General features: G+C 71.2%; 23 protein-coding genes. 14 read left to right on the plus strand and 9 right to left on the minus strand.

Annotation, left to right across the window (positions count from 1 at the left end):
* The 5 genes from AB0J90_RS34505 to AB0J90_RS34525 all read left to right on the plus strand — a co-directional run.
* The coding region (locus AB0J90_RS34505) for a substrate-binding domain-containing protein (protein ID WP_363603290.1) at positions 1 to 182 on the plus strand (182 nt) is incomplete at its 5' end.
* A gap of 89 nt (positions 183 to 271) precedes the next feature.
* The gene (locus tag AB0J90_RS34510) at positions 272 to 1,318 is read left to right on the plus strand and encodes an Rv2578c family radical SAM protein (RefSeq protein ID WP_363603291.1); all 1,047 of its coding nucleotides are present in this window, start codon (positions 272 to 274) and stop codon (positions 1,316 to 1,318) included.
* Between the two features lie 67 nt (positions 1,319 to 1,385).
* On the plus strand, positions 1,386 to 1,793 hold the full coding sequence (locus AB0J90_RS34515; protein ID WP_363603292.1) for a CoA-binding protein: 408 nt from the start codon (positions 1,386 to 1,388) through the stop codon (positions 1,791 to 1,793).
* Between the two features lie 57 nt (positions 1,794 to 1,850).
* Positions 1,851 to 2,531 (plus strand): TetR/AcrR family transcriptional regulator C-terminal domain-containing protein, encoded by a 681-nt coding sequence (locus AB0J90_RS34520; RefSeq protein WP_363603293.1) that lies wholly within the window; start codon positions 1,851 to 1,853, stop codon positions 2,529 to 2,531.
* Positions 2,532 to 2,629: 98 nt separating this feature from the next.
* Entirely contained in the window at positions 2,630 to 3,142 is a 513-nt protein-coding gene (locus AB0J90_RS34525; protein WP_363603294.1) for a DUF4190 domain-containing protein, read from the plus strand.
* Between the two features lie 3 nt (positions 3,143 to 3,145).
* On the opposite strand, the gene AB0J90_RS34530 is transcribed toward AB0J90_RS34525, so the two are convergent.
* On the minus strand, positions 3,146 to 4,063 hold the full coding sequence (locus AB0J90_RS34530) for an SDR family NAD(P)-dependent oxidoreductase (protein ID WP_363603295.1): 918 nt from the start codon (positions 4,061 to 4,063) through the stop codon (positions 3,146 to 3,148).
* A gap of 122 nt (positions 4,064 to 4,185) precedes the next feature.
* Between AB0J90_RS34530 and AB0J90_RS34535 the strand changes: the two genes are divergently transcribed.
* A complete protein-coding gene (locus AB0J90_RS34535; protein ID WP_363603296.1) occupies positions 4,186 to 4,887 on the plus strand; it encodes a DUF4190 domain-containing protein in 702 nt (233 codons plus the stop codon).
* A 76-nt stretch (positions 4,888 to 4,963) separates the two neighbouring features.
* On the opposite strand, the gene AB0J90_RS34540 is transcribed toward AB0J90_RS34535, so the two are convergent.
* Positions 4,964 to 5,917, minus strand: a complete 954-nt coding sequence (locus AB0J90_RS34540) for a CoA ester lyase (RefSeq protein WP_363603297.1) — start codon at positions 5,915 to 5,917, stop codon at positions 4,964 to 4,966.
* 174 nt (positions 5,918 to 6,091) lie between these two features.
* Here AB0J90_RS34540 and AB0J90_RS34545 point away from each other — a divergent pair, with 174 nt between their 5' ends.
* Together AB0J90_RS34545 and AB0J90_RS34550 are read left to right on the plus strand one after the other, a co-directional pair.
* Positions 6,092 to 6,889, plus strand: a complete 798-nt coding sequence (locus tag AB0J90_RS34545; RefSeq protein WP_363603321.1) for an SDR family NAD(P)-dependent oxidoreductase — start codon at positions 6,092 to 6,094, stop codon at positions 6,887 to 6,889.
* A 310-nt stretch (positions 6,890 to 7,199) separates the two neighbouring features.
* Entirely contained in the window at positions 7,200 to 8,540 is a 1,341-nt protein-coding gene (locus AB0J90_RS34550; protein ID WP_363603298.1) for a hypothetical protein, read from the plus strand.
* Between the two features lie 47 nt (positions 8,541 to 8,587).
* On the opposite strand, the gene AB0J90_RS34555 is transcribed toward AB0J90_RS34550, so the two are convergent.
* The 3 genes from AB0J90_RS34555 to AB0J90_RS34565 all read right to left on the minus strand — a co-directional run bounded on the left by AB0J90_RS34555 (position 8,588) and on the right by AB0J90_RS34565 (position 12,621).
* The gene (locus tag AB0J90_RS34555) at positions 8,588 to 9,100 is read right to left on the minus strand and encodes a pyridoxamine 5'-phosphate oxidase family protein (protein WP_363603299.1); all 513 of its coding nucleotides are present in this window, start codon (positions 9,098 to 9,100) and stop codon (positions 8,588 to 8,590) included.
* A 138-nt stretch (positions 9,101 to 9,238) separates the two neighbouring features.
* A complete protein-coding gene (locus AB0J90_RS34560; RefSeq protein WP_363603300.1) occupies positions 9,239 to 11,467 on the minus strand; it encodes an APC family permease in 2,229 nt (742 codons plus the stop codon).
* A gap of 185 nt (positions 11,468 to 11,652) precedes the next feature.
* Positions 11,653 to 12,621, minus strand: coding sequence for a DMT family transporter (locus AB0J90_RS34565; RefSeq protein WP_363603301.1), 969 nt, complete (start codon positions 12,619 to 12,621; stop codon positions 11,653 to 11,655).
* A 136-nt stretch (positions 12,622 to 12,757) separates the two neighbouring features.
* Here AB0J90_RS34565 and AB0J90_RS34570 point away from each other — a divergent pair, with 136 nt between their 5' ends.
* Positions 12,758 to 13,522, plus strand: a complete 765-nt coding sequence (locus AB0J90_RS34570) for an HAD family hydrolase (protein WP_363603302.1) — start codon at positions 12,758 to 12,760, stop codon at positions 13,520 to 13,522.
* A 220-nt stretch (positions 13,523 to 13,742) separates the two neighbouring features.
* Positions 13,743 to 14,195 carry a hypothetical protein gene (locus tag AB0J90_RS34575; protein WP_363603322.1) on the plus strand — a complete coding sequence of 151 codons (453 nt, stop codon included), beginning with the start codon at positions 13,743 to 13,745 and terminating at the stop codon, positions 14,193 to 14,195.
* A gap of 61 nt (positions 14,196 to 14,256) precedes the next feature.
* Here AB0J90_RS34575 and AB0J90_RS34580 read toward each other — a convergent pair whose 3' ends face one another.
* Positions 14,257 to 15,126 (minus strand): PhzF family phenazine biosynthesis protein, encoded by an 870-nt coding sequence (locus AB0J90_RS34580; protein WP_363603303.1) that lies wholly within the window; start codon positions 15,124 to 15,126, stop codon positions 14,257 to 14,259.
* 33 nt (positions 15,127 to 15,159) lie between these two features.
* Between AB0J90_RS34580 and AB0J90_RS34585 the strand changes: the two genes are divergently transcribed.
* From AB0J90_RS34585 to AB0J90_RS34595, 3 genes are all read left to right on the plus strand, one after another.
* Positions 15,160 to 16,473: a CBS domain-containing protein gene (locus AB0J90_RS34585; RefSeq protein WP_363603304.1), complete on the plus strand. Its 1,314-nt coding sequence runs from the start codon at positions 15,160 to 15,162 to the stop codon at positions 16,471 to 16,473.
* The gene (locus AB0J90_RS34590) at positions 16,466 to 17,059 is read left to right on the plus strand and encodes a DUF1003 domain-containing protein (protein ID WP_363603305.1); all 594 of its coding nucleotides are present in this window, start codon (positions 16,466 to 16,468) and stop codon (positions 17,057 to 17,059) included. The genes AB0J90_RS34585 and AB0J90_RS34590 overlap by 8 nt, the downstream gene beginning before the upstream one ends.
* Before the next feature lie 219 nt (positions 17,060 to 17,278).
* Positions 17,279 to 18,427: a P-loop NTPase gene (locus AB0J90_RS34595; protein WP_363603306.1), complete on the plus strand. Its 1,149-nt coding sequence runs from the start codon at positions 17,279 to 17,281 to the stop codon at positions 18,425 to 18,427.
* 155 nt (positions 18,428 to 18,582) lie between these two features.
* Here the strand turns inward: AB0J90_RS34595 and AB0J90_RS34600 are convergent, their stop codons facing one another.
* Entirely contained in the window at positions 18,583 to 19,050 is a 468-nt protein-coding gene (locus AB0J90_RS34600) for a preprotein translocase subunit TatB (protein ID WP_363603307.1), read from the minus strand.
* 75 nt (positions 19,051 to 19,125) lie between these two features.
* The gene (locus AB0J90_RS34605; protein WP_363603323.1) at positions 19,126 to 20,502 is read right to left on the minus strand and encodes a trypsin-like peptidase domain-containing protein; all 1,377 of its coding nucleotides are present in this window, start codon (positions 20,500 to 20,502) and stop codon (positions 19,126 to 19,128) included.
* Between the two features lie 251 nt (positions 20,503 to 20,753).
* Between AB0J90_RS34605 and AB0J90_RS34610 the strand changes: the two genes are divergently transcribed.
* Positions 20,754 to 21,380, plus strand: coding sequence for an O-methyltransferase (locus AB0J90_RS34610; RefSeq protein WP_363603324.1), 627 nt, complete (start codon positions 20,754 to 20,756; stop codon positions 21,378 to 21,380).
* A 6-nt stretch (positions 21,381 to 21,386) separates the two neighbouring features.
* Here the strand turns inward: AB0J90_RS34610 and AB0J90_RS34615 are convergent, their stop codons facing one another.
* Entirely contained in the window at positions 21,387 to 22,229 is an 843-nt protein-coding gene (locus tag AB0J90_RS34615) for an MBL fold metallo-hydrolase (RefSeq protein WP_363603308.1), read from the minus strand.
* Between the last annotated feature and the right edge of the window lie 114 nt (positions 22,230 to 22,343).

Consider the following 22,343-nt stretch of genomic DNA (forward strand, 5'->3'; position numbering starts at 1 on the left):
ACATGCCCATCGCCCGCGACGTCACCCCCACCCTCACCACCGTCCGCCTCCCCCTCGCCGACATGGGCGCCCGCGCCATGACCCTCGCCCTGCAGGAACCCGACCCGGCCCACCACCACCAGGTCGAACACGTACCGGCCGAACTGATCCGCCGGGAGAGCACCGCCCCGCCGCCCGCCTAGTCCCAGCCCTGCTCGACACCCAGACGCCCGATGGCGAGCAGCGCGAGTCGACTTGCGCGACCACTCGAACGCGTGTTCGAATCAAGGTCATGCGCTGGGAAAACCTGTCCTTCGCCGCAGTCGGGGCCGGGGCGACCGAGCCGGCGGCACCGGCGGCACCACCCTTGCCGCTGGCGCTGCCCGACGCGGTCGCCCGGACCTTCGACACCCCCGGCTTCGCCGGGATGACCTTCTACGAGGTACGCGCGAAGTCGATCATCAACCGGGTGCCCGGCGCCTCCCGAGTGCCGTTCGAATGGACGGTCAACCCCTACCGGGGCTGCTCTCACCGGTGCGTCTACTGCTTCGCCCGGAACACCCACACGTACCTCGACCTCGACGCCGGGCAGGACTTCGACAGCAAGGTGATCGTCAAGGTCAACGCCGGTGAGCTGGTCCGCCGCGAGTTGAGCGCACCGAAATGGCGCGGCGCGCACATCGCGATGGGCACCAACGTCGACTGCTACCAGCGGGCCGAGGGGCGATACCGGCTCATGCCGCAGATCATCTCGGCCCTGCGCGACTTCGCCAACCCGTTCTCGATCCTCACCAAGGGCACCCTGCTGCTGCGGGATCTGCCGCTGCTCCGGCAGGCCGCGACGGTGACCCAGGTCGGTGTGTCGTACTCGGTGGGTTTCGTGGACGAGGAGCTGTGGCGCACGGTCGAGGCCGGCACCCCGAGCCCGCAACGCCGGCTCGACGCGGTCCGGCAACTGACCGACGCCGGATTCCCGGTCGGCGTGCTGATGGCCCCGATCCTGCCCGGCCTCACCGACACCGACGACTCGATCGAGGCCACCGTCGCCGCCATCGCCGCCGCCGGTGCGGTCAGCATCACGCCGATCCCGCTGCACCTGCGGCCGGGCGCCCGCGAGTGGTACGCGGCATGGCTGGCCCGTGAACACCCCGCCCTGGTCCCCCGCTACCGGGAACTGTTCGGCAACGGCTCCTACCTGCCGCAGAGTTACCAGCGGGAGATCGTGGCGCGGGTCAGGATGGCCGCCCGGCGACATGGGCTGCACCGCTCCGAACCCGGCGAGACCCGCCAGGTGGCGACATCGGAACCACGCGTCACCGAACAGCTCACCCTGCTCTGAGCCTCGCGCCCGTCGACGGACCCGGCGAGAGCGGTCGACGGGAACCGGACAGAGCTACAGTCGGCTGGTGCGAGATGCCCAACAGATCCTGGCCGACGCGAAGGTGATCGCGGTGGTCGGCGCAGCCCGCGATCCGAACAAGGCGGCCCACCGCGTACCGCTGCAGATGCAGCGGTACGGCTGGCGGATCATCCCGGTCAACCCGGTCGCGGAGGAGCTGTTCGGGGAGAAGGTGTACCGGTCACTGGCCGACATCCCACACCCGGTCGACCTGGTCGACGTGTTCCGGCCGGCCCGGGACACCGTCGAGGTGGTCCGGGCGGCGATCGCAATCGGCGCCCCGGCGGTCTGGTTGCAGCTCGGGATCGTCTCGGCCGAGAGCCGCAAGCTGGCCGAGGAAGCCGGCATCGACTACGTCGAGGACCGCTGCCTGGTGATCGAGCGGGCGAACGGCAACCTGAGCCTCCTGCCGTGAAGTCGCACTGACGTCGACCGCCGTCTACGTCGTACGCGTACGGCGTAGACTTGGACCGTGGTAGCAACCCGGAGGGACCCCACGGCGCAACGCGGACTCGACCCCGACAAGCTCGTGACCAGCGCGTTGGCCGTCGCCGACGCGGACGGGCTGAGCGCGGTCACCATCCGGCGCCTGGCGCAGCAGCACGACGTCACCCCGATGGCCCTCTACCGCCACTTCCGGGACAAGGACGAACTGCTCGCCGCCCTCGCCGAGCGGTTGCTCGCCGCCGTCGAGCTGCCCGAGCCCGACGACCGGCCATGGCACGAGCAGGTTCGCGACGTACTCGCCGCCTTCGTGGCAGCGCTGCGGCCGCACCCGAACGTCGCGGAACTCGTCCTCACCCGAATCCTCGTCTCGGCGCCCGGTCTGGCGCTGGCCGACCGGACCCTCGCGCTGCTGCAACAGGCCGGGCTCGACGTCGACCAGTCCGCACGGATCGGCCGGCAGGTGCTCTGCTTGCTGGTCACCCTGGTCAGCACCGAACCCGGCGCCGAGGAACGCGGCGACCGGGAAGCCCGTGACGACGCCATCCACGCCAAGCGCACCGCCCTCGCCGCCCTGCCGCCGCGCCGCTACCCGAATGTTGTCGCCGCCGCCGACGCGCTCACCTCCGACGACAGCAGCGACGACTACTACCGGCTCGGACTCGACCTGGCCGTCGCCGGCATCCGCGGGGTGTCGCCGACCGGCTGACCGGGCGGGCGACCCGGGTCGTCCGGGCGCCAGTCGACCCAACCGCACCGCACGGACTCGCTGGTCAAGTAGCGTCCGGGGCGAGGAGGGCGATTGGTATGAGCTACCCACCACCGGGCGAGAACCCCGATCCCCACCAACCCCAACAGCCGTACGGCCCGCCGCCCGGCGACCCCGACCCGTACGCCCAGCAACCCGGCCAGTACGGCCAACCGCCGGAAGGGTACGGCCAATACGGCCAACCGCCGGAAGGGTACGGCCAATACGGCCAGCCAACAGAGCAGTACGGCCAGTACAGCCAACCCGGGCTGTACGGGCAGCCGGGGCAGTACGGGCCCGGCGGCTACCCGCCCGGCTACGGGCCGCCGACCGGCACGAACGTGCTGGCGATCCTGTCGCTGGTGTTCGCCATCATCTTCCCGCCGGCCGGCATCGTGCTGGGCCACCTCGCCCGCCGGCAGATCAGGCGCAGCGGCGAGCAGGGCAGCAGCCTCGCCATCGCCGGCCTGGTACTCAGCTACATCTTCACCGTGTTCTGGCTGCTCTTCTGCTGCGGCTGGCTGGCGCTGGCGATCTGGGGCGGCGACGACGGGGTCGGCACCGCCGGCTGACCGCTACCGGAACTGCGCCTCCCGGACGCTGTTGCCGCCGTCCACGACCAGCATCTGCCCCGTGATGTACGAGGCCGCCGGGGAGCAGAGGAACGTGATCGCCGCAGCCACCTCGTCCGGGGTGCCGGGACGGCCGACCGGCGTACCCAGGCCCTGCTTGAGCTCGGCCATGGTGGAAGCGGCGGTGTAGATCGTGCCCGGCGCCACCGCGTTGACCGTGACCCCGTCGGCGACCATCTCCATCGCCAGCGCGCGGGTCAGACCGACCACACCGGCCTTGGCGGCGGCGTAGGCGGCCTCGGTCGGCAGCGCGTTCACCGGCCCGGCGGTCGCGGCCAGGTTCACGATCCGGCCCCAGCCGCGTTCGGCCATGCCGCCGATGAACGCCCGGCTACAGAGGAAAGCGGTGGTCAGGTTCCGCTCGATCTCGCCGTGCCACTCGTCGTAGGTGAGCTGGGCGACCGGACGCAGCACCTCCGGGCTCGCCCGGCTGGCCAGGCCGGCGTTGTTGACCAGCACCTCCACCTCACCGAGCTGCTCGGCGATGGCGTCGGCGAGCGCGCCCACCTCGGCCTCGTCGGTGAGATCGGCGACGAAGCCGGTGGCGCCGAGTTCGGTGGCCCGGTCGTGGATGCGCCGGGTGGTCGAGACGATCGCCACCCGCGCACCCAGGTCACGCAACCGGCGGGCGGTGGCGTACCCGATGCCGTCCGGACTGCCCGCGCCGGTGACCAGCGCTACCCGCCCGTCGAGACGGAGCGTGATCGGCTCGCTGTCGGGCAGGGCCGAGGGTTCGTCGGAGTCGTCCGCCGGAACGCCGCCCGGCGGTACGGTCCGGTTACGGCGGGCCAGCGCGGAACGCGAAGCGTCCCGCCGGGGTCGGCTGCCGGCACGTTCACCGGCGCGCGCGTCGAATGCCATGCCGCGATCCTGCCCGGTCCCGTCAATCCGGGCAACGCGGCACCCCCGACGACGGTGGGCGGATATCACTGGCGATCTCCCACTACCCTGGCTGCGCATCCCTGCGTAGACGGAGAGACCCGATGAGCGACCCCCAGCAACCCGGCAACCAGCAACCCGGCAACTGGAACGCCCCGCCCGGGCCGAGCCAGCCACCGGACAGCCCGCAGAGCCCGGCCTACCAGCCCCCGACCGGTACGCCGGACCCGGCCGCGTACCAGAACCCGGCCTACCAGGATCCGAGCGCGTACCAGAACCCGGCGAGTTCGTCCCCGTACCAGGATCCGACGGCTTTCCAGTATCCGGCCGGTCCGCCCGCTGGGCCGGCGTACCCGTACCCGCCGGGTCCGGACCCGAGTGCGGCGTACCAGGCGCCCGGCGCACCCGACCCGGCGTACCAGTACCCCGACCCGACGGCGTACCAGACGCCGCCCGGCTACCCGGCCCCGACCGGCTACCCCGCCCAGGCCTACCCCCCGGGCTACGGCTACCCGGCCACGCCGCCGCAGAACGGCATGGCGGTCGCCTCGCTGGTGGTGTCCATCGTCGGCGTGCTCGGGCTCTGCGGCTACGGCCTCGGCGGTTACCTCGGTATCGTCGGCGCGATCCTGGGCCACGTCGCCAAGCGGCAGATCCGTGAGCGCGGCGAGAGCGGCGCCGGGATGGCGACGGCCGGCATCATCATCGGCTGGATCACCACCGCGATCGCGGTGATCGCCACCGTGCTCATCATCATCTTCGCCGTCTACGTGGCCAACAACCCGGACGAGTTCGCCAGCTACTGATTCACGGGGCCGGCTGTCCGGCGCCACCGGCCTGCGGCCGGCTCCCGTACACCGGGGGCCGGCCGGCGCCGGCCGATCAGTCCGGCGCGACGAAGCTCGACGTACGCGCCAGCCCGGCGGCCCGGCCCTTCGCCGCGACGACCAGCGCCATCTTGCGGGACGCCTCGTCGATCATCTCGTCGCCGAGCATCACCGCCCCACGCCGGCCACCGGCCGCCGAGGTGTAGTGCTCGTACGCGTCGAGGATCAACTCCGCGTGGTCGTAGTCCTGCTGTGATGGTGCGTAGACCTCGTTCGCGGCGTCGATCTGACCCGGGTGCAGCACCCACTTGCCGTCGAAGCCGAGCGCGGCCGAGCGGCGGGCCGCCTCGCGGAAGCCGTCCACGTCGCGGATCTGCAGGTACGGGCCGTCGATCGCCTGCTTGTCGTACGTCCGGGCGGCCATCAGCAGTCGCATCAGGATGTAGTGGTAGGGGTCACCGGGGTAGTCCGGGATGAGCGCACCGACCACCATCGACCGCATGTTGATCGACGCCATGAAGTCGGCCGGGCCGAAGATGATCGTCTCGACCCGTGGCGAGGCGGCGGCGATGCTGTCGACGTTGACCAGACCCGCCGCGTTCTCGATCTGGGCTTCGATGCCGATCCCGCCGACCGGCAGTCCGAGGGTCCGCTCGATCTGGGTGAGGGTGAGGTCGAGCCACTCGACGTGGCTGGCGTTCTGCACCTTCGGCAGCATCACGCAGTCCAGGTTGGCGCCCGCACCCTCCACCACGTCGACCACGTCCCGGTACGTCCACGGGGTGGTGAGGTCGTTGACGCGTACGGCTCGGATCTTGCCGGCCCAGTCACCCTCGTTGAGCGCAGCGACGACGTTGCGTCGTGCCTCCGGCTTGGCCAGCGGTGCGACCGCGTCCTCGAGATCCAGGAACACCTGGTCGGCCGGGAGTCCCTGGGCCTTGCCGAGCATTTTCACGCTCGATCCGGGCACCGCGAGACAGGACCGGCGGGGGCGGCCAGCGAGGGCCATCGGACACTCCTTCCACAACCCGATCGGTGGCGCGGACCGGGCCTGATGATTCTTTCGGTATTCGTGACCCCACGGTAACGTCGCGCCATGACCGGCGAGGAGCGACCTGTCGAGGATGTCACCGGCGCGGCACTGCCCGATCCCCCGGTCGTCGACCAGCGCGCGGGGCTGCGGGTGGTGATCACCGGCGCCACGTCGGGCATCGGCCTGGCCGCCGCGATCGAGCTGGCCCGCCGCGGCGACGAGGTCGTCCTGGTCGGGCGCAGTCCGGCCCGCCTGACCGCCGCCGTCGACCAGGTACGGGACGCGAGCGGAATCCGTCCGGCGCAGTTCCGGGCCGACTTTGCGGTCCTCGACGACGTACGTCGGCTCGCCGCCGAGCTGCGTACCGCCTATGACCGGATCGACGTGCTGGCCAACAACGCCGGAATGGTCAGTACGCGCCCGGTGACCACGGTGGACGGCTTCGAACTGACCATGCAGTCCAACCATCTCGCGCCGTTCCTGCTCAGCGCCCTGCTGCGGGACCGGGTGGACCGGATCGTGACAACCGCGTCCGGGGCGCACCGGTGGGGCGCGCTGGATCCGGACGATCTTTCCGCCGCCCTGCGCGACTACCACCCCATGCGGGCGTACGGCAGCAGCAAGCAGGCGAACATCCTGTTCACCGCCGAGGCGGCGCGGCGCTGGCCGGAGCTGGTCGCGGTGTCGTACCACCCGGGCGGGGTGCGTACCCGGTTCGCCAACGAGAACCGGTTGGTCGCCCTCGGTATGAAACTGGCCTGGTTCATGCGTACGCCGGCCAAGGGGGCGGAGACCCTGGTGTGGCTCGCCCACCTGGCCTTCGGCGCGGTGACCAACGGCGGTTACTACGCGGATCGTGAGCTGCGCCAGCCTCGACCGCACGCCGCGGATCCGGAGCTGGCGACCCGGCTCTGGCAGGCGAGCGAGCGGGCGGTCGAACTGCACTGAGTGACGTTCCGTAGTCACCGGGGCCGTAGAATCATCGACACTTACAAGTGTTTTATCAGCACTGACAATGATGAATACCGCTTTCTGTCGAAAATCCGTCAGATCGTATTTCGTGAGCGACACAATACGAAGAGTAGCCTTCGCGTAGAAGCATCTAATTCGCTTCCGGGGCGGCAGGGCCCTCGATCAGCGACCTTGTGGACCGACCTGAGCGGTCGTACGCGGCACTGAAGCCGGCGACCGAGGTGGGCTCCTAGGCAGGACGGGCAGCGCAGCCACGCCGTGCGCCGCCCATTCCCAAGGGCGAAGCATGAACAACACCGATCTGCACCCAACAGGTGAACCCAGAACACCGGATGCCCCGGCTCCGAGTCGTCGTACCGGACGTACTCGCGCCATCGTCGCCACCAGCGCCGTCGGACTCGTCGCAATCGCCGGGACCGGGTACGCGATCGTCGCCGGCCCCGATTCGGAGCCCCTGGTATTCGACACGCCCAACGCCGTCATCTCCGGTCAGACCTTCGACCGTCCAATCGAGATCGCCGCGGACAATATCCGCCTGCAACGAGTGACCATCCGGGCCGGCGGCACGGCGGCCATCCGGATCCGTCCCGACGTCGCGGGCGCCACCATCGTCGACACCGAGATCCACTGCACCGACGGCAAGACCGACGGCATCGTGCCGGGCGACTATTCAGCGGTCAGGGTGACGGTGCACGACTGTCGACGGGCGTTCGTCCGGGACGCCGGCTCCTCGGCCACCATCGTCGACTCGGAACAGAACGGCGAGGCGTATTCACCGGACGTACCCGGTGGGGTCGAAGCCGCACCCAGCGCGCCCGAGTTCGGCCCGCTGGCACCGCTGCCGAGCCCGCCCCGGGCGCCGAACGCCGTCCCACCCACTCCGATCACCTTCTGGCCTGGTCCGACCAACACCGGAGTACCGGCCGGTACGGTGCTGACGAACTCCGGATCCCTCGACCTCCGTACGTCGGGTCAGGTGCTGACCAACCTCAACATCGTCGGGTGCGTGACGGTCCGGGCGAGCAACATCATCATCCGCAAGTCCCGGATCACCTGTAACAGCCCGACCTACTCCATCCGGCTCTACGACACCGCGGTCAACCTGGTGGTCGAGGATGTGGAGATAAACGGCGCCGGACGGAACTCCGCGTCGGTCTGCTGCGGCAACTACACCCTGCGTCGGGCGAACATCTGGAACATGATCGACGGACCCCGGTTGAGCACGAAGAGCACCATCGTGGACTCCTGGATCCACGACCTCGCCCGGATCCCCGGCTCGCACAACGACGCGTTGCAGACCACCGGCGGCAGCGACATCATCGTGCGACACAACCGGCTGGAGCCGTACACGGCAAGCACCAACGACCCGCACAACGCCTGCATCATGATCGGCTCGACCACGGCGGACGCGGTCCGCAACCTCACCTTCGAGAACAACTACTGCAACGGCGGCAACTACTCCATCGGTGTGCGGGACGACCTGGTCTCCTCGAACATCGTCTTCCGGAACAACAAGTTCGGCCGGAACTACCGCTACGGCGTCATCGCCCGCCCCAACCAGACCGGGATCCTCTGGGATCGACCGACAAACGTCTGGTTCGACACCGGTCTCCCGGTGATCCCGTAGCCGGCCGCTGATCGGTCTGACCCGCCCGCCAGGCGTGGGCAGGCCGATCAGGCCGTCCGGGCCGCCGCGAGCACGTGCCGGGACTCGTCCGGGAACCGGCGCTCGTCGAACAGGACCCACTCGGTCACCGCGATCTCGTAGAGCCGGCTGGGCGTCTCGTGCCGGGCCAGCCGGCCCGGGTCGATCGCCACCTCGGCGCCCGGCCAGCGGTCCAGGAACGACCGGGCCGCCGCCTCCACCCCGACCGGCGGCAGCGTCCGCACCACACCGGTGAAGGCCACCCCGCGTACGGTTCCGGCCCGGACGTCCGGCGGTACGGAGACGATGCTGCCGCCGACCCGTCCGTCACCCTGCCCGTCCGGCCCGTGCCCACCCGCCCGGTGCCCGTCCGCCCCGTGCCACCGGTCGTGCCGGGCGACGAACCGCAGCAGGTCGGGTGCGAAGTGCGGGTCGTACCAGAGGTTGCCCACCATCGGTGAGCCGTCCGCCCGTACGGTCGCCAACTGCATGAGTTGCCCCGCGCGGACGTACTCCTCCAGCAACTCCCGGTCGCCCGGCATCGGACCAGCCCCTTCCGTACTCGGCGCGACCGGCGACAACCGGCCGTACGCCGCCAGCCCAACGTAACCTCGTCCGGTCGCCGTGGGCGGGGAAAGCGGTGGGCGGAACCGGCGGACCTACCCGGGTCGGTCCTCGGCTCAGTCGGCGAGGTGCACCGGGACGCTGGTGATCACCACCCCGGGCAGGCTGCGCAGGGCCCGGCGCAACCGCTGGTCGATCGGGGTGTGCAGGATCCGGTGCCAGGGGCGCTTCACCATCAGCTCCGGCACCACCACGGTCAGCACCACGTCCGGGCGCAACGTGTGCAGCGAGTCGAGATACTGCACCAGCGGTGCGGTGATCGCCCGGTACGGCGAAATGATCGTCTCCAACCGGAGATGGTCCCCCCAGGTCTGCCACTCCTCGCGGAACCGGTCCGCCTCCTCCTGCTCCGGACTGAGGTGTACGGCGAAGACCGGCGGTCCGAGCGAGGCCGCGTACGCGAGTGCCCGCAGGGCGGCGAGGTTGAGCCGGGCCACCGGCACCACCACCAGGTGCCGTACGTCCTGCGGGCTCTCCTCGCTCTCCTGGTCGTCCGCGCCCACCGACCGGTCCCGGGTCCCACCGGGCTCGGCTGGCTGTCCGGCCGCCCGCGCCGGCACCGACGGCGGGCGCAGCGCCAGCGCCAGGTGCATCCGGTCGTAGTGCCGCCGGATCCGCATCGCCAGCAGGACCACCAGCGGGATGGCGAGCACCGTCACCCAGGCTCCCTCACCGAACTTGGTGGCCGCGGCGGTGACCAGCACGATCGCGCACAGCACCGCACCGAGCCCGTTGATCGCCGCGCGCCGCTTCCAGTTCCGGCCCCGGTGTGCCCGCCAGTGCGCCACCATCCCGGTCTGGGAGAGGGTGAAGGCGAGGAACACACCGACCGCGTAGAGCGGGATCAGCGCCTGGGTGCGACCGCCGAAGGTGAGGAAGATCAGCGCCGCCGCCACCGACAGCGCGACGATGCCGTTGCCGAAGGCGAGCCGGTCGCCCATGTGCAGGAACCGCCGGGGCGCGTAGTCGTCCCGGGCCATGAAGAAGAGCAGTCGGGGAAAGTCGTTGAACGCCGTGTTCGCCGCCAACAGAAGGATCATGGCGGTGGAGGCCTGGACGAGGCCGTACCAGGGGCCGGTGCGAAAGGTCTGGCGCGCCACCTGCGAGAGCAGGGTCTGGCCGTCGTGCGGCACCACGCCGCTGAGATGGATCAGCAGGGTCAGCCCGGCGAAGAGTACGACCAGGATGCCGACCATCCAGGTCAACGTCGTACGGGCGTTGCGCCACTCGACCGGCCGGAACACCGGCACCGCGTCCGACACCGCCTCGATCCCGGTCATCGAGGTGGCTCCGGAGGCGAACGCGCGCAGGACGACCAGCACGCTGAGCCCCTCCACGGCGGTGATCGGCGGTGGCGGGAGCGCGGTGAATCCCCGCCCGGCCGCCTGCGCGAACCCGACCAGCAGCAGCACCAGCATGACGACGATGAAGAGGTACGTCGGCGCGGCGAACAGGTTGCCGGCGACCCGTACGCCGCGCAGGTTGCCGGCGAGCAGCGCCGCGATCGCCAGCAGCCCGAGCGGCACGGTCAGCGGTGCGAGTCCGGGCAACGCCGAGGTGATGGCGCCGATCCCGGCCGCCACCGACACCGACACGGTGAGCACGTAGTCGAGGATCAGGCCGGCGGCGGCGACCAGGCCGAACCGGGGGCCGAGGCTGTCGCTGGCCACCAGGTACGACCCGGCGCCGTGCGGATAGGCGTACACGGTCTGCCGGTACGAGGCACCGACGATGATCATTAGTAGCACCAGCACGCCGGTCAGCGGCAGGGAGAGACCGAGCGCGCCACCGCCGGCCAGCACCAGGATGGCGAGCATGGCCTCGGGCCCGTACGCCACCGAGGAGAGCAGGTCGGAGGAGAGCACCGGGAGGGCGACCAGCTTGCGCATCCGCTCCTGGAGCACCGCCGTGCTGGCCAGTGGCGGACCCAGCACGCCGCGGCGAAACCGGGCCAGGGACTGCGCCAGCCGTCCCCGGGGCAGGATCGTGGCCTCGGTGGCGAGCAGTTGCCGGGGCTCGTCGGCCTTGAACATGTCGATCCGGGCCAGCCGGCCGAAGCGGCTCGGGGCGGGCGGGTGCCGGTAACGCTCCAGCGTGGGGTCCAGGGGTAGTTCGTCCCAGTCCGCCGGCCGGTCGTGCAGCGCGTCCGCCCACCGCTGGCCGACCTGGCGGAGCACCGCCAGTTCGTCCTCACGCAGCGGCGGGAACTCGGCCAACGGGCTGAAGGTGACCGTGGGCTTCTCCGACGGTGCCGCGTCCGCGTCCCGCTTCCCGCGCCGTCCCACCCGCGTCCACCCCCTCTGCCCGCCCGCGTCCACTTCCCTGCCCCGCACTTTCACCGAAAGCGCGGCCATCGGCACGCGAATAGCCACACTCCGCCAAAAATGGCCTCGAATGCAGGTTGGCTCCGGGTGGCGCCGGTCCGGGGTCCGCGCCTTGGGCCTGGGTCGCCGGGGGTGCTCGGGCCGGGTCAGTCCGGCAGCGGCGCGGCTTCCGGTGGCGCGGGGATGAGAGCGGCGCGGCGATTGGCGCGGGCATTGCCGAGCACCACGATGGCGACCCCGACCAGCAGCAGCGCCAGGCCGGGCAGGGCGGCCAGCCGGGGCAGTTGCCCCAGCCACACCCAGGCGATCAGTGCCGCGCCGGGCGCTTCGAGCAGGATCAGGACGCTGATGGTGGTGGCCGAGAAGTGGTGCAGGGCGTAGTTGAACATCGAGTGCCCGAGCAGTTGGGCGCCGGCCACCAACCCCAGGATGGCCAGCCAGGTCGTGCCGGGGAAGCCGGTCAGCCGTACGCCTCCGATCAGGCAGACGACGAGCAGCAGCACGGCGCAGACCCCGTAGCAGATCGTGGTGTACGTGGTGGTGCTGATCGTCGCGCGGGCCCGTTCGCCGAACGCGGTGTAGATCGCCGCCGCGATGCCGCCGAGCACCGCGAGCAGGTCACCCATGACCGCCCGGTGCGAGTGCCCGAAGTCGGCCCCGGTGGCGAGTGCCGCACCGACCACCGCCACCCCGATCCCGACCCAGGCGACGGTGGGCAGCCGCCGACCCTGCCCGAGTGCGATCAGGCCCTGCCAGACCGGTTGGGTGGCGACCAGGGCGGTGGCCGCGGCCACCGAGGTCAACTGGGCGCTCGGCATCCAGGTGGCGAAGTGGGCGGCGAGCGCCACCCCGGACAGGACGCAGAACCAGCCCTCGCGCCGCCCGGCGCCCCGGATCAACGTACGGAGTTCGGCCCGGCGCCGGAGCAGGGCGACCGGGCTGAGCAGGCCGACCGAGATGGTGTTCCGCCAGAACGCGACCGCCAGCGCAGGTGCGGCGGCGTACGCGATCAGCGGCGCCGAGGAGGATACGGCGGCGACCGCGAGGATCACCGCACCGGCGCTCAACGGATCGACCGGCGGGCGTCCGGTGGGCGTGACTTGCGGAGATGGCACGGGAAGATCCTCACACGCCCGCTGTGACCACCGAAAGTTCCACGCTTCGCTTACGCCGGGCCACGAAACGATCAACATTTCGTTACCATCAGCCCGGTCCGATTCGTCTCTCTTCGTGCCGGAAGCTGGTCCCACCATGCCCGCATACCGGGCGGTGCTCTTCGATTTTTTCAACACCCTGACCCGACCGGCGAACCGCGGCCGGCGACACGCCCTCGTCGCCGACCGGCTCGGTTGCACCACCGAGGCGCTGCTCGAAGTCCTCGACCGGTCGTTCTACCTGCGCGCGAGTGGCGCGCTCGGCGACGCCGAGGCGACCCTGCGCTGGGTCTGCGACCGGATCGGGGTGCACCCCTCGGACGCACAGGTGCGAGCGGCCGTGTCCGCCCGGCTGGGGGCGGTCCGCGCCGACACCCGATTACGTCCCGAGGCGGTCCCGACGCTGCGCGCCCTGCGCCGGTTCGGGGTCGCCACCGCCCTGATCAGCGACTGCACCCACGAACTTCCGGTCTTCCTGCCGCAACTTCCGGTCGCGGCGCTGCTCGACACGCAGGTCTTCTCGGTCCAGGTCGGCTACTGCAAGCCCGCCCCGGCGATCTACCTGGTCGCCTGTGACCGGCTCGGGGTGGCGCCCGCGGACTGCCTCTACGTCGGCGACGGCGGCAGCCGGGAACTCACCGGCGCCACCGGGGCGGGGCTGGACGCGGTCCGGCTGAACGCCCCCGACCTCGGCGACCACCTGGTCTTCGACCCGGACACCGGCTTCACCGGACCGGCCCTGACCTCGCTGCGCGAGGTGCTCGAACTGGTCGAACCGGCGCTGTCCGGCGCCACCCGATCAACCATCCGCCCGCGCCGCGACGCGCGCGGCCGTCGGCGCCCGGCGCTGCGCACCCGCTGAAATTCACGATCAACATCGGGTACGCGGTGCGGCGCCCGGCGATCCCGTGGTGATTTCGGTCGAGTGTGGACGGCTGCCCGTCCGACGGGGGTGTTCGGCGACAGCGGGGTGCCGGCTGCGGGAGGATGCAGGGGTGACTGACGAGAATGGCGTACAGAGCCCCCCGGTGCCGGAGGTCGGCCCGTCACCGCTGGTCGAGGAGGCGACGAAAAAGGCCGCGATGGCCTGGGTCTCGGTCGACGGCGGGCCCGCTCTGGCGCTGTGGTGCATGCCGCTGGAAGGCGCGCTCTACGTGGTCAGCGGGCCGGGTGAGCAGGCGGCCCCCGGACTCGCCGACACCACCACCGCCGCGGTGACCCTGCGCGGCGACCACGGCGGCCGGATCGTCACCTGGCCCGCCGAGGTGACCCGACTGCTGCCCGGCACCGAACAGTGGGAGGCCAGTGCGCCGCTGGTCGCCGCCAAACGCCTCAACGCCGCCGGTACGGCAACCGAGCTGGTCGAACGCTGGGCGGCCAGCGGATGCGCGCTGAACCGGCTCAGCCCGGCCGGCGTCCCGCTCGCCGAGGGCGCCTCGCTGCCGGACGGCTCCCAGGCCGCGCCCCCGCGGGAGTCACCGGCCGTACGCCAGACCCGCAAGCCGTTCCGCCTGCACCGCGTACGCCGCCGCTGACATCTTGCCGCCTGGACGACGTCGGGTGGCCGAGGAGCGGGTCGGGCGGGGCCGGACGGAGTCAGCCGACGAACGGCGGGACGGTGATCTGGCCGGTGGCGATCGGGACCACCTGGCCGGCGACCGTGGCGCCGAGCGCGACCCCGTCGGCGGCGGTCACCGTGCACTCCAACAGGCACGGGCGCTCGATCTCCGCGCCCTGACGCACCGTGTACGACGAGATCCCCTCCCCCGGCAGCAGCCCGCTGGTGACCAACCACACACCCAACCCGAGAGCGGCCGATCCGGTGCCCGGATCCTCCGGCACACCGACACCCGGCGCGAAGACCCGGGCGTACGCGGTCCGCTCCTCCGGGTGCCAGGCGAAGACGCTCAGGTGCTCGACTCCGGCCCGTACCGCCGCTGGTGCGTTGAGCACGACCCGGCCCAGCGCCTGCGCCCGGACCGATAGGTACGGGAACTCCAGCCCGCAGCCGGCCACCCGGGGAGCGGGCCCGACGAAATCCGTGGAGGTCAGCCCGACCATCGCGAGCAGCGGTTCCACGTCCAGTTCCGGGCCGAGCGTCGGTCCGGCACCGGTGACCGTGGCCCGGTCGCCGGCCACCTCGATCGGCAGCAGGCCCGCACCGCACTCCTGGACGACCTGGCCGGCACCGAACCAGCCTCGGCGACGGGCCGTCACCGAGGCGCCGATGCTCGGGTGCCCGGCGAACGGGAGTTCCCGCTCCGGGGTGAAGATCCGGGCCCGGTACGTCGCGGTGCTGGCCGTCGACGGCAGCACGAACACCGTCTCGGAGAGGTTGAACTCCCGCGCGATGATCTGCATCTGCTCGGTGGCCAGCGACTGGGCGTCGAAGACGACCGCGAGCGGGTTGCCGGCGAAGGGACGGTCGGTGAAGACGTCCACGATCTCGTACGCCAAGGTCGACATGTTGGTAAAGCCTAGGCGCATAGGCTGACCCACGTGACCACGCCGACCCGGGTGTACATCGCCCGTCTTGCCGGACTGGCCGTCTTCGACCCCAACGGAGATCAGGTCGGCCGGATCCGGGACGCGGTCGCCCGACTGCGAACCACCAGCCGCAACCCGCAGGTTGTCGGGCTGGTGGCGGAGCTGGCGATGCGACGGCGGATCTTCCTCTCGATCAACTGGATCACCACCATCGACGCGGAGTCGGTGCTGCTCGCCAGCGGCACGCTCAACCTGCGCCGGTTCGAGAAACGCCCGAACGAGCTGCTGGTGCTGGAGGACCTGCTCGACCGGCGGGTGGTCATCGAACCGATCGGGCGGCCCGGCACCGTCGTCGACGTCGCGATGGAGGCCAACCGCCAGGGCGAATGGTCCCTGACCCGGGTCGCCGTACGGGAGCAGACCAGCCGGCTCAGCCGCCGGGGGCACCTGCACCAGTTGGAGTGGGAACGGGCCGGCGGCCTGCTCGGGCTGCCGGAGACCCGGGGCACCGCCAACCTGCTCTCGGTGCTGGAGAACATGCGTCCGGCCGACCTCGCCAACGCGCTGCAGGACCTGCCGGACGCCCGCCGCAACGAGGTCGCCGCCGCCCTGGACGACGAGCGCCTGGCCGACGTGCTGGGTGAGCTGCCCGAGCACGACCAGGTGGAGATCCTGGCCGGGCTGGACCGGGAGCGGGCCGCCGACGTGCTGGAGGAGATGGACCCGGACGACGCCGCCGACCTGCTCAGCGAGCTGCCGCCGCCGGAGCAGGACATGCTGCTCGACATGATGGAGCCGGACGAGGCCGATCCGGTACGTCAGCTACTGAAATACCAGTCCGGTACGGCCGGCAGCCTGATGACCTCCGAGCCGGTGATCCTGCCGCCGGACGCCACCGTCGCCGAGGCGCTGGCCCGGATCCGTGACCCGCAGCTCTCCCCGGCCATCGCCGCCCAGGTCTTCATCGTGCGACCGCCGATGGCCACCCCGACCGGCCGCTATCTCGGCATGGTGCATTTCCAGCGACTGCTTCGCGAGCCACCGGCGGAGCTGCTCGGCAACCTGCTGATCAACGACATCGACCCGTTGCAGCCGACCACCGGGCTGAACGAGGTCACCCGCCGGATGGCCACGTACGACCTGGTCGCCTTCCCGGTGATCGACCCGTCCAGCCGGCTGGTGGGCGCGGTCACCGTGGACGACGTACTCGATCATTCACTGCCGTCCGACTGGCGCGACCGGGACGCGGCGGTGAGCACGGCGGCCAGGCCGGGCGAGGTGGGCGGCCGGGGCGACGGGCGTCCCGGGGCGGGCGACGATGACTGAGCCGCGTCGGGTGGAACGGCTCGACCAGCCGCGCGAGCCGCGCCGGTTGCGGCTGCCCCGGTTCGACCCGGAGGCGTTCGGCCGCTGGTCAGAGGCGATCGCCCGGGGCATGGGTACGGCGAACTTCATCGTCTACATGACCGTGGTGATCACGCTCTGGCTGCTGTGGAACACGCTCGCCCCTCGGGAGCTGCGGTTCGACCCGTACACCTTCACGTTCCTGACCCTGCTGCTGTCGTTGCAGGCGTCGTACGCGGCGCCGCTGATCCTGCTGGCGCAGAACCGGCAGGCGGCCCGGGACCGGCTCGCGGCGGAGGAGGACCGGCGGCGGGCGGCGCTGCAGAAGGCGGACACGGAATATCTGGCCCGGGAGATCGCCGCGCTGCGGATCGCCCTCGGCGAGGTGGCCACCCGCGACTTCCTCCGGTCGGAGCTGGGCCGGCTGGCCGAGGAGTTGGACGAGCAGGCGCAGCGCCGGCAGCGGCTGGAGCAGCGGCAGTACCGCAAGGACCGGCAGCAGAGTTCGGGGCGCCCGGTGCCGGCCGAAAGTATCGACGAACCGGTCGACGAGCTCGACGTCGAGTGAACACCGTACGACCGTCGGCACCGCGCTGACCTGGGAAAAGAGCGAGCCGCGCGCCTCAAGGGGCTAGGCGCGCGGCCAACCGCATCGATCGTTACACCCGGACGGGTACGACGTCTAGCCTCAAATCGGTGCATCCGTATCCATCGTGCGGGCCTGATCGCTCACACCGGGTGCCCGCGACCGCCACCGGGATCCCGTATGCGACGTACCATGGCGGTCATGTCAGCACCAGTCAGCACCGTCGAGGAAGCGGTCATGGCCGCCCTGGCCACCGTCGACGATCCGGAGATCCGCCGGCCCATCACGGAGCTGGGCATGGTGCGCTCCGCCGTGGTCGGAACGGACGGTCGGGTACTCGTCGAACTCCTGCTCACCGTCGCCGGCTGCCCGCTGAGGGACAAGCTGCGTACGGACATCACGGCCGCCGTCACCGCGGTGCCCGGGATCACCGGCGTCGAGATCGACTTCGGCGTGATGACGCCGGAGCAGCGGCAGTCCCTGCAACAGCGGCTGCGCGGCGGCGGCGCGACCGAGGAGCCGGTCATCCCGTTCGCCCAGCCCGGCTCCCGGACCAGGGTGTACGCCGTGGCCAGTGGCAAGGGCGGGGTGGGCAAGTCGAGCGTGACGGTCAACCTGGCCGCCGCCCTGGCCGCCCGCGGGCTCTCCGTGGGTGTGGTCGACGCCGACATCTACGGCCACTCGGTCCCCCGGATGCTCGGCACCGAGGCCCGACCGACCCGCGTCGAGGACATGATCATGCCGCCGCAGTCCCACGGCGTGAAGGTCATCTCGATCGGGATGTTCACCGACGGCAACGCGGCAGTGGTCTGGCGCGGGCCGATGCTGCACCGGGCGTTGCAGCAGTTCCTGGTCGACGTCTACTGGGGCGAGTTGGACGTGCTCCTGCTCGACCTGCCGCCGGGCACCGGCGACGTGGCCATCTCGCTGGCCCAACTGCTGCCCAACGCCGAGATCCTGGTGGTCACCACGCCGCAGACCGCCGCCGCCGAGGTGGCCGAGCGGGCCGGCGCGATCGCCCTGCAGACCCACCAGCGCCTGGTCGGTGTGGTGGAGAACATGTCCTGGCTGGAGCTGCCCGACGGGTCCCGGATGGAGGTCTTCGGTGCAGGCGGCGGTACGGCGGTGGCCGAGTCGCTCACCCGGGTGGTCGGCGCACAGGTCCCGCTGCTGGGTCAGATCCCGCTCGACACCCGCGTACGCGAGGCCGGCGACCGGGGTACCCCGATCGTGCTCGCCGACCCGGCCGCGCCCGCCTCGGTGGCCCTGAACAAGGTCGCCGACCGACTCGCGGTGCGCCGGGAGTCCCTGATCGGCAAGCCGCTCGGACTGCGCCCGGCTGGTCGCTGACCGCTACCCGCACCAACCGCTGGTTCCACCCGCCCGATCCGTCGGAGCGGGTGGAACCCGTTTCGGGAGGCTGACTGCTGCCTCCTGGGTCAGATTTCGACCGCGCCCGCGTCGGGTGGTCCGCGCCCCGGAGGCGGGACGACCGTTCGTTCGGCTCAGGTGGCGTCGTCGTCGTACGACCGCGCCTGCGGGGTGACCGCCGGGGCGGGCGCGGCACCGTTGACCGCACCCGAGGTCGCCTCTGAGCCGCCGCTGGCGACGCTCGCCGTACGGCCGCCGTTGCGCAGGTCGGTCGCGGCGGCTACGTCCTTCAGCTCGTCGTGTACGCCGCTGAGGTCGGACTTCACCGTGTCGTAGAGCCCCTGCAACGGCTTGCGCAGCGCCGCCTCGTCGTCCTCGCTGAGCAGGTGCTTGCGGATGAACGCCTTCGGGTGCAGGTCTTCGAGTTGGATGTCGGTGCCCAACTCGCGACTCAGGTCACCGGTCGCGTTGGTGGCCATCCGGCGCAGGTTGCGCAGCAGCCGCAGGCCGTCGTTGATCACCGTGGGCAGCTTGTCACCGAAGATCAGCAGCGCTAGGAGCAGCAGCGCGCCGATCTCCCACCAGTTCAGGTTTTCGAACACCTCGCCGCCTCCTCGTACCGGTCCAGGGCAAGACTACGCACGCCGGGGGCGGATGCGGGAGGGGGTGCGGACCGGCTACTTCGCATCTGCGGCAAGTGTCACTGACGCCTTCTGCCGATCCGTGCCGCGCCGGTACTCCACGGTCACCACCGATCCGGGCGCGTATTTCCGGACCAACGCGATCAAATCAGTTGGTTCTTCCAGGACCCGGCCGTCCAGCCGGAGCAGCACGTCACCGGTACGCAGTCCGGCGCCGGCAGCCGGCCCGGCCGGATCCACCGCGGCCACGCGTACGCCGCCCTCCGCGCCGACCCCGGCGCCGCTGACCTGGGCGCCGATCACCGTACGACGCGCCTTGCCGGTGTCGATGATCTCCTGGGCGACCCGCTTGGCCTGGTTGATCGGGATCGCGAAGGCGAGACCGATGTTGCCGGCCGCCGAGTCGTCCACCGCCAGCGACTTGATCACCGAGTTCACGCCGATCACCCGGCCCGCGCCGTCGACCAGCGGCCCACCGGAGTTGCCCTGGTTGACCGCCGCGTCGGTCTGGATCGCCGCGTAGTACCGCACCTGCCCGCCCGGCTCACCGGCGCTGATCGTCCGGTCCAGGGCGCTGACTATCCCCGCCGTCACGGTGTTCGCCAGGGCCAGCGGCGTACCGAAGGCCAGCACCGGGTCACCGACCGCGATCGAGTCCGAGTCACCGAACTCGACCGGCACCAGACCCGGCCGGGACACCTTGATCACCGCGAGGTCCGACTCCGGGTCGGTGCCCACCACCGTCGCGGCCGTGGTGGACCCGTCGTTGAAGACCACCGTCGCGCGTCCGTTGCTCCCCTCGACCACGTGATCGTTGGTGATCACGTACCCGTCGGTGGACGCGACGAAGCCGGAACCCACGCTCGAACCGACGCTGCCGTTGACCCGTACGGTCACCACGCTCGGCGCCAGCCGCTCGGCCACCCCCGCCAACGTCTCCGGCTTGCGCTGCGCGGCGGCCGGCGCCTCGTTGCCCTGGCGGCCGAGCACCGTGGTCCCACCCCCGCCGACGCCGGCACGGGACGCGAACACGTACCCCAGCGTGCCGCCGAGCGTGCCGGCCAGCAGGGCGGCGACCAGCGCGACCCGGAAGACCGGACCGGTCCCCCGCTGGCGCGGTGCGTCCGGGTCGCTGACCAACTCCGGCAGCGCACTCGGCGCGAGCGGCGGTGCCTGCACCACCACCGCGGTGTGGGTCTGCGGATCCCGCCACGGGTCGGCCATCGCGTCGGACCACCAGGCCGACGGCGCCGGGCCGCCGACACCACCCGGTACGGCGGGCAGCCCGCCCCCGACACCACCAGGTCCCGCTGGTACAGCCACCGGCGGGCCCACCGTCGGCGGCACAGCTGCCGTCGTCGGGGTCCCGTCGGGCTGGCGCCAGTTCCAGCCGTCGGTCACATGCCCTCCCAGTCCGTCCCGGAAAGCGTTCGCCGACCACACGGCGTGAGCCGCTCTCCGGTCGGGGCGTACGGGTTCCGCCTCCAGGATTGCACGGATAGCCGAAGAGCATTCAGCGGTTGGGTCCGGCATGGACGGGGAACAGGTGGGACGACTGTCGATCACGTACCAACGCCCTTAGGCTCATAGCGCTATGCCCCCGTCCACCCCTCATCGTTCTCCGGAGGTACGCCATCGCCATGGTCGCCCGGTCAGTCACCCCGATGACCGCCCAGGCACTCCAGTTCGCCGAGGCGTACGTCGCCGAGGACCTGGTCCTGCAGACCGCGCGCAGCCTGGCGCGGGAGGTCGGTCTGCCGGCCATCACGCCCGGTGCCGGTGCGACCCTGCGGCTGCTGGCCGCCGCCGGCAGCGCGCGTTCGGTGGTCGAGATCGGCACCGGCACGGGTGTGAGTGGGCTCTGGCTGCTGCGCGGGATGCGTCCCGACGGCGTGCTGACCACGATCGACGTGGAGGCCGAGCACCAGCGCATCGCCCGGCGGATCTTCCAGGAGGCGGGCTTCCCGGCCGGGCGTACCCGGATCATCACCGGCCGGGCGCTGGACGTGCTGCCGCGGCTGGCCGACGGGGTGTACGACCTGGTCTTCGCAGACGCCGACGCCACCGAGTACAGCGCCTGTGTCGAGGCCGCCCTGCGGTTGCTGCGCCCCGGCGGCGCACTCGTGCTGCACGGGGCGTTGGCCGGTGGCCGGATCGGCGACCCGGCGGCCCGCGACCTGACCACGGTGACCGTACGCGAGATCGTCAAGGCCGTACGCGAGTCCGAGGACTGGATCCCGGCCCTGCTCCCGGCCGGCGAGGGTCTGCTGGCGGCGATCAAGCGGGGATGACCGGGCTCAGCCCTTGACGGCCCGCGCCGAGTTCCACAGCACGCCCCGGTTCACCCGGTCGGGGTACAACGCGAGCATGTAGTCGTACAGCTCCAGCGTGCTGTTCGTCCGTCCCATCCCGGCCTCGAAGTCGCGCAGGTAAGCCCGAGTCTCCTCGATGATGTGCGGCCCGTCGTCGGTGCCGTCGCGTTTGTGTCCGGCGACCACCGCGGTGGGCTTCAACGCCTCGACGGTGTCCAGGGCCGCCAGCCATGCGCCGATGCCTCCGTTGCCCGCCTCGCCGAGGTAGAGGTGGACGTCGTTGTAGACGGAGTCGCCAGCGACCACCAGCCCGAGGGACGGTACGTACAGCGCGGTGGTGTCGTCCGTGTCGCTGTGGCCGAGTTCGACCACCACCAGCCGCTCGCCCTCCAGGTCCAGGGTGTGGTCGGCCAGCGGTTCGGCGACCACCAGACGCTCGGAAAGCTGGCCGGGGAACTGGACCCGCCAGATGCCGTCGAGCCACTTCGGGCCCAGTTGCTGGCGCATCCGCTCCACCACGTGCGCGGCCGCCACGACCTTCGCCGCCGGAAAACGGTCCAGCACCACCGACGTACCGAAGAAGTGGTCGCCGTGACCGTGGGTGATGAAGATCGTGGTCAGGTTCTTGCCGCTGGCGGCGATCCAGTCGGCCAGTCCGCTCGCCTCGTCCGCGGTGAGCAGGGCGTCGACCAGCACCGCGTCGCGCTCGCCCGAGATGAGGGTGCAGGTGGTCGGGGACCACATCTCCTGCGTGTCGCCGGGCGGCAGGTCGTCGGAGACCGCCGGCTTGGGCGGCGCGACGTACGTGGAGTAGCTGAGCGAAGCCATGTCACGTCCTCACGGTGTCGGCGTACCTACGGCATGAAGCCGTCCCAGGCCAACACGTAACCATCCGGGACACGTCCCTCGTGGCGTAACAACGGATCACACCCCCACCCGAGC

Origin of the sequence: Micromonospora sp. NPDC049523 (genome assembly GCF_040676775.1) — a bacterium.
Classification (GTDB): domain Bacteria; phylum Actinomycetota; class Actinomycetes; order Mycobacteriales; family Micromonosporaceae; genus Micromonospora_G.

Coding starts and splice junctions, on each gene's coding strand:
- AB0J90_RS34510 (WP_363603291.1), top strand. CDS start 272: ATGCGCTGGGAAAACCTGTCCTTCGCCGCAGTCGGGGCCGGGGCGACC.
- AB0J90_RS34580 (WP_363603303.1), bottom strand. CDS start 15,126: ATGTCGACCTTGGCGTACGAGATCGTGGACGTCTTCACCGACCGTCCC.
- AB0J90_RS34525 (WP_363603294.1), top strand. CDS start 2,630: ATGAGCTACCCACCACCGGGCGAGAACCCCGATCCCCACCAACCCCAA.
- AB0J90_RS34535 (WP_363603296.1), top strand. CDS start 4,186: ATGAGCGACCCCCAGCAACCCGGCAACCAGCAACCCGGCAACTGGAAC.
- AB0J90_RS34595 (WP_363603306.1), top strand. CDS start 17,279: ATGTCAGCACCAGTCAGCACCGTCGAGGAAGCGGTCATGGCCGCCCTG.
- AB0J90_RS34570 (WP_363603302.1), top strand. CDS start 12,758: ATGCCCGCATACCGGGCGGTGCTCTTCGATTTTTTCAACACCCTGACC.
- AB0J90_RS34610 (WP_363603324.1), top strand. CDS start 20,754: ATGACCGCCCAGGCACTCCAGTTCGCCGAGGCGTACGTCGCCGAGGAC.
- AB0J90_RS34530 (WP_363603295.1), bottom strand. CDS start 4,063: ATGGCATTCGACGCGCGCGCCGGTGAACGTGCCGGCAGCCGACCCCGG.
- AB0J90_RS34575 (WP_363603322.1), top strand. CDS start 13,743: ATGGCCTGGGTCTCGGTCGACGGCGGGCCCGCTCTGGCGCTGTGGTGC.
- AB0J90_RS34555 (WP_363603299.1), bottom strand. CDS start 9,100: ATGCCGGGCGACCGGGAGTTGCTGGAGGAGTACGTCCGCGCGGGGCAA.
- AB0J90_RS34590 (WP_363603305.1), top strand. CDS start 16,466: ATGACTGAGCCGCGTCGGGTGGAACGGCTCGACCAGCCGCGCGAGCCG.
- AB0J90_RS34615 (WP_363603308.1), bottom strand. CDS start 22,229: ATGGCTTCGCTCAGCTACTCCACGTACGTCGCGCCGCCCAAGCCGGCG.
- AB0J90_RS34550 (WP_363603298.1), top strand. CDS start 7,200: ATGAACAACACCGATCTGCACCCAACAGGTGAACCCAGAACACCGGAT.
- AB0J90_RS34540 (WP_363603297.1), bottom strand. CDS start 5,917: ATGGCCCTCGCTGGCCGCCCCCGCCGGTCCTGTCTCGCGGTGCCCGGA.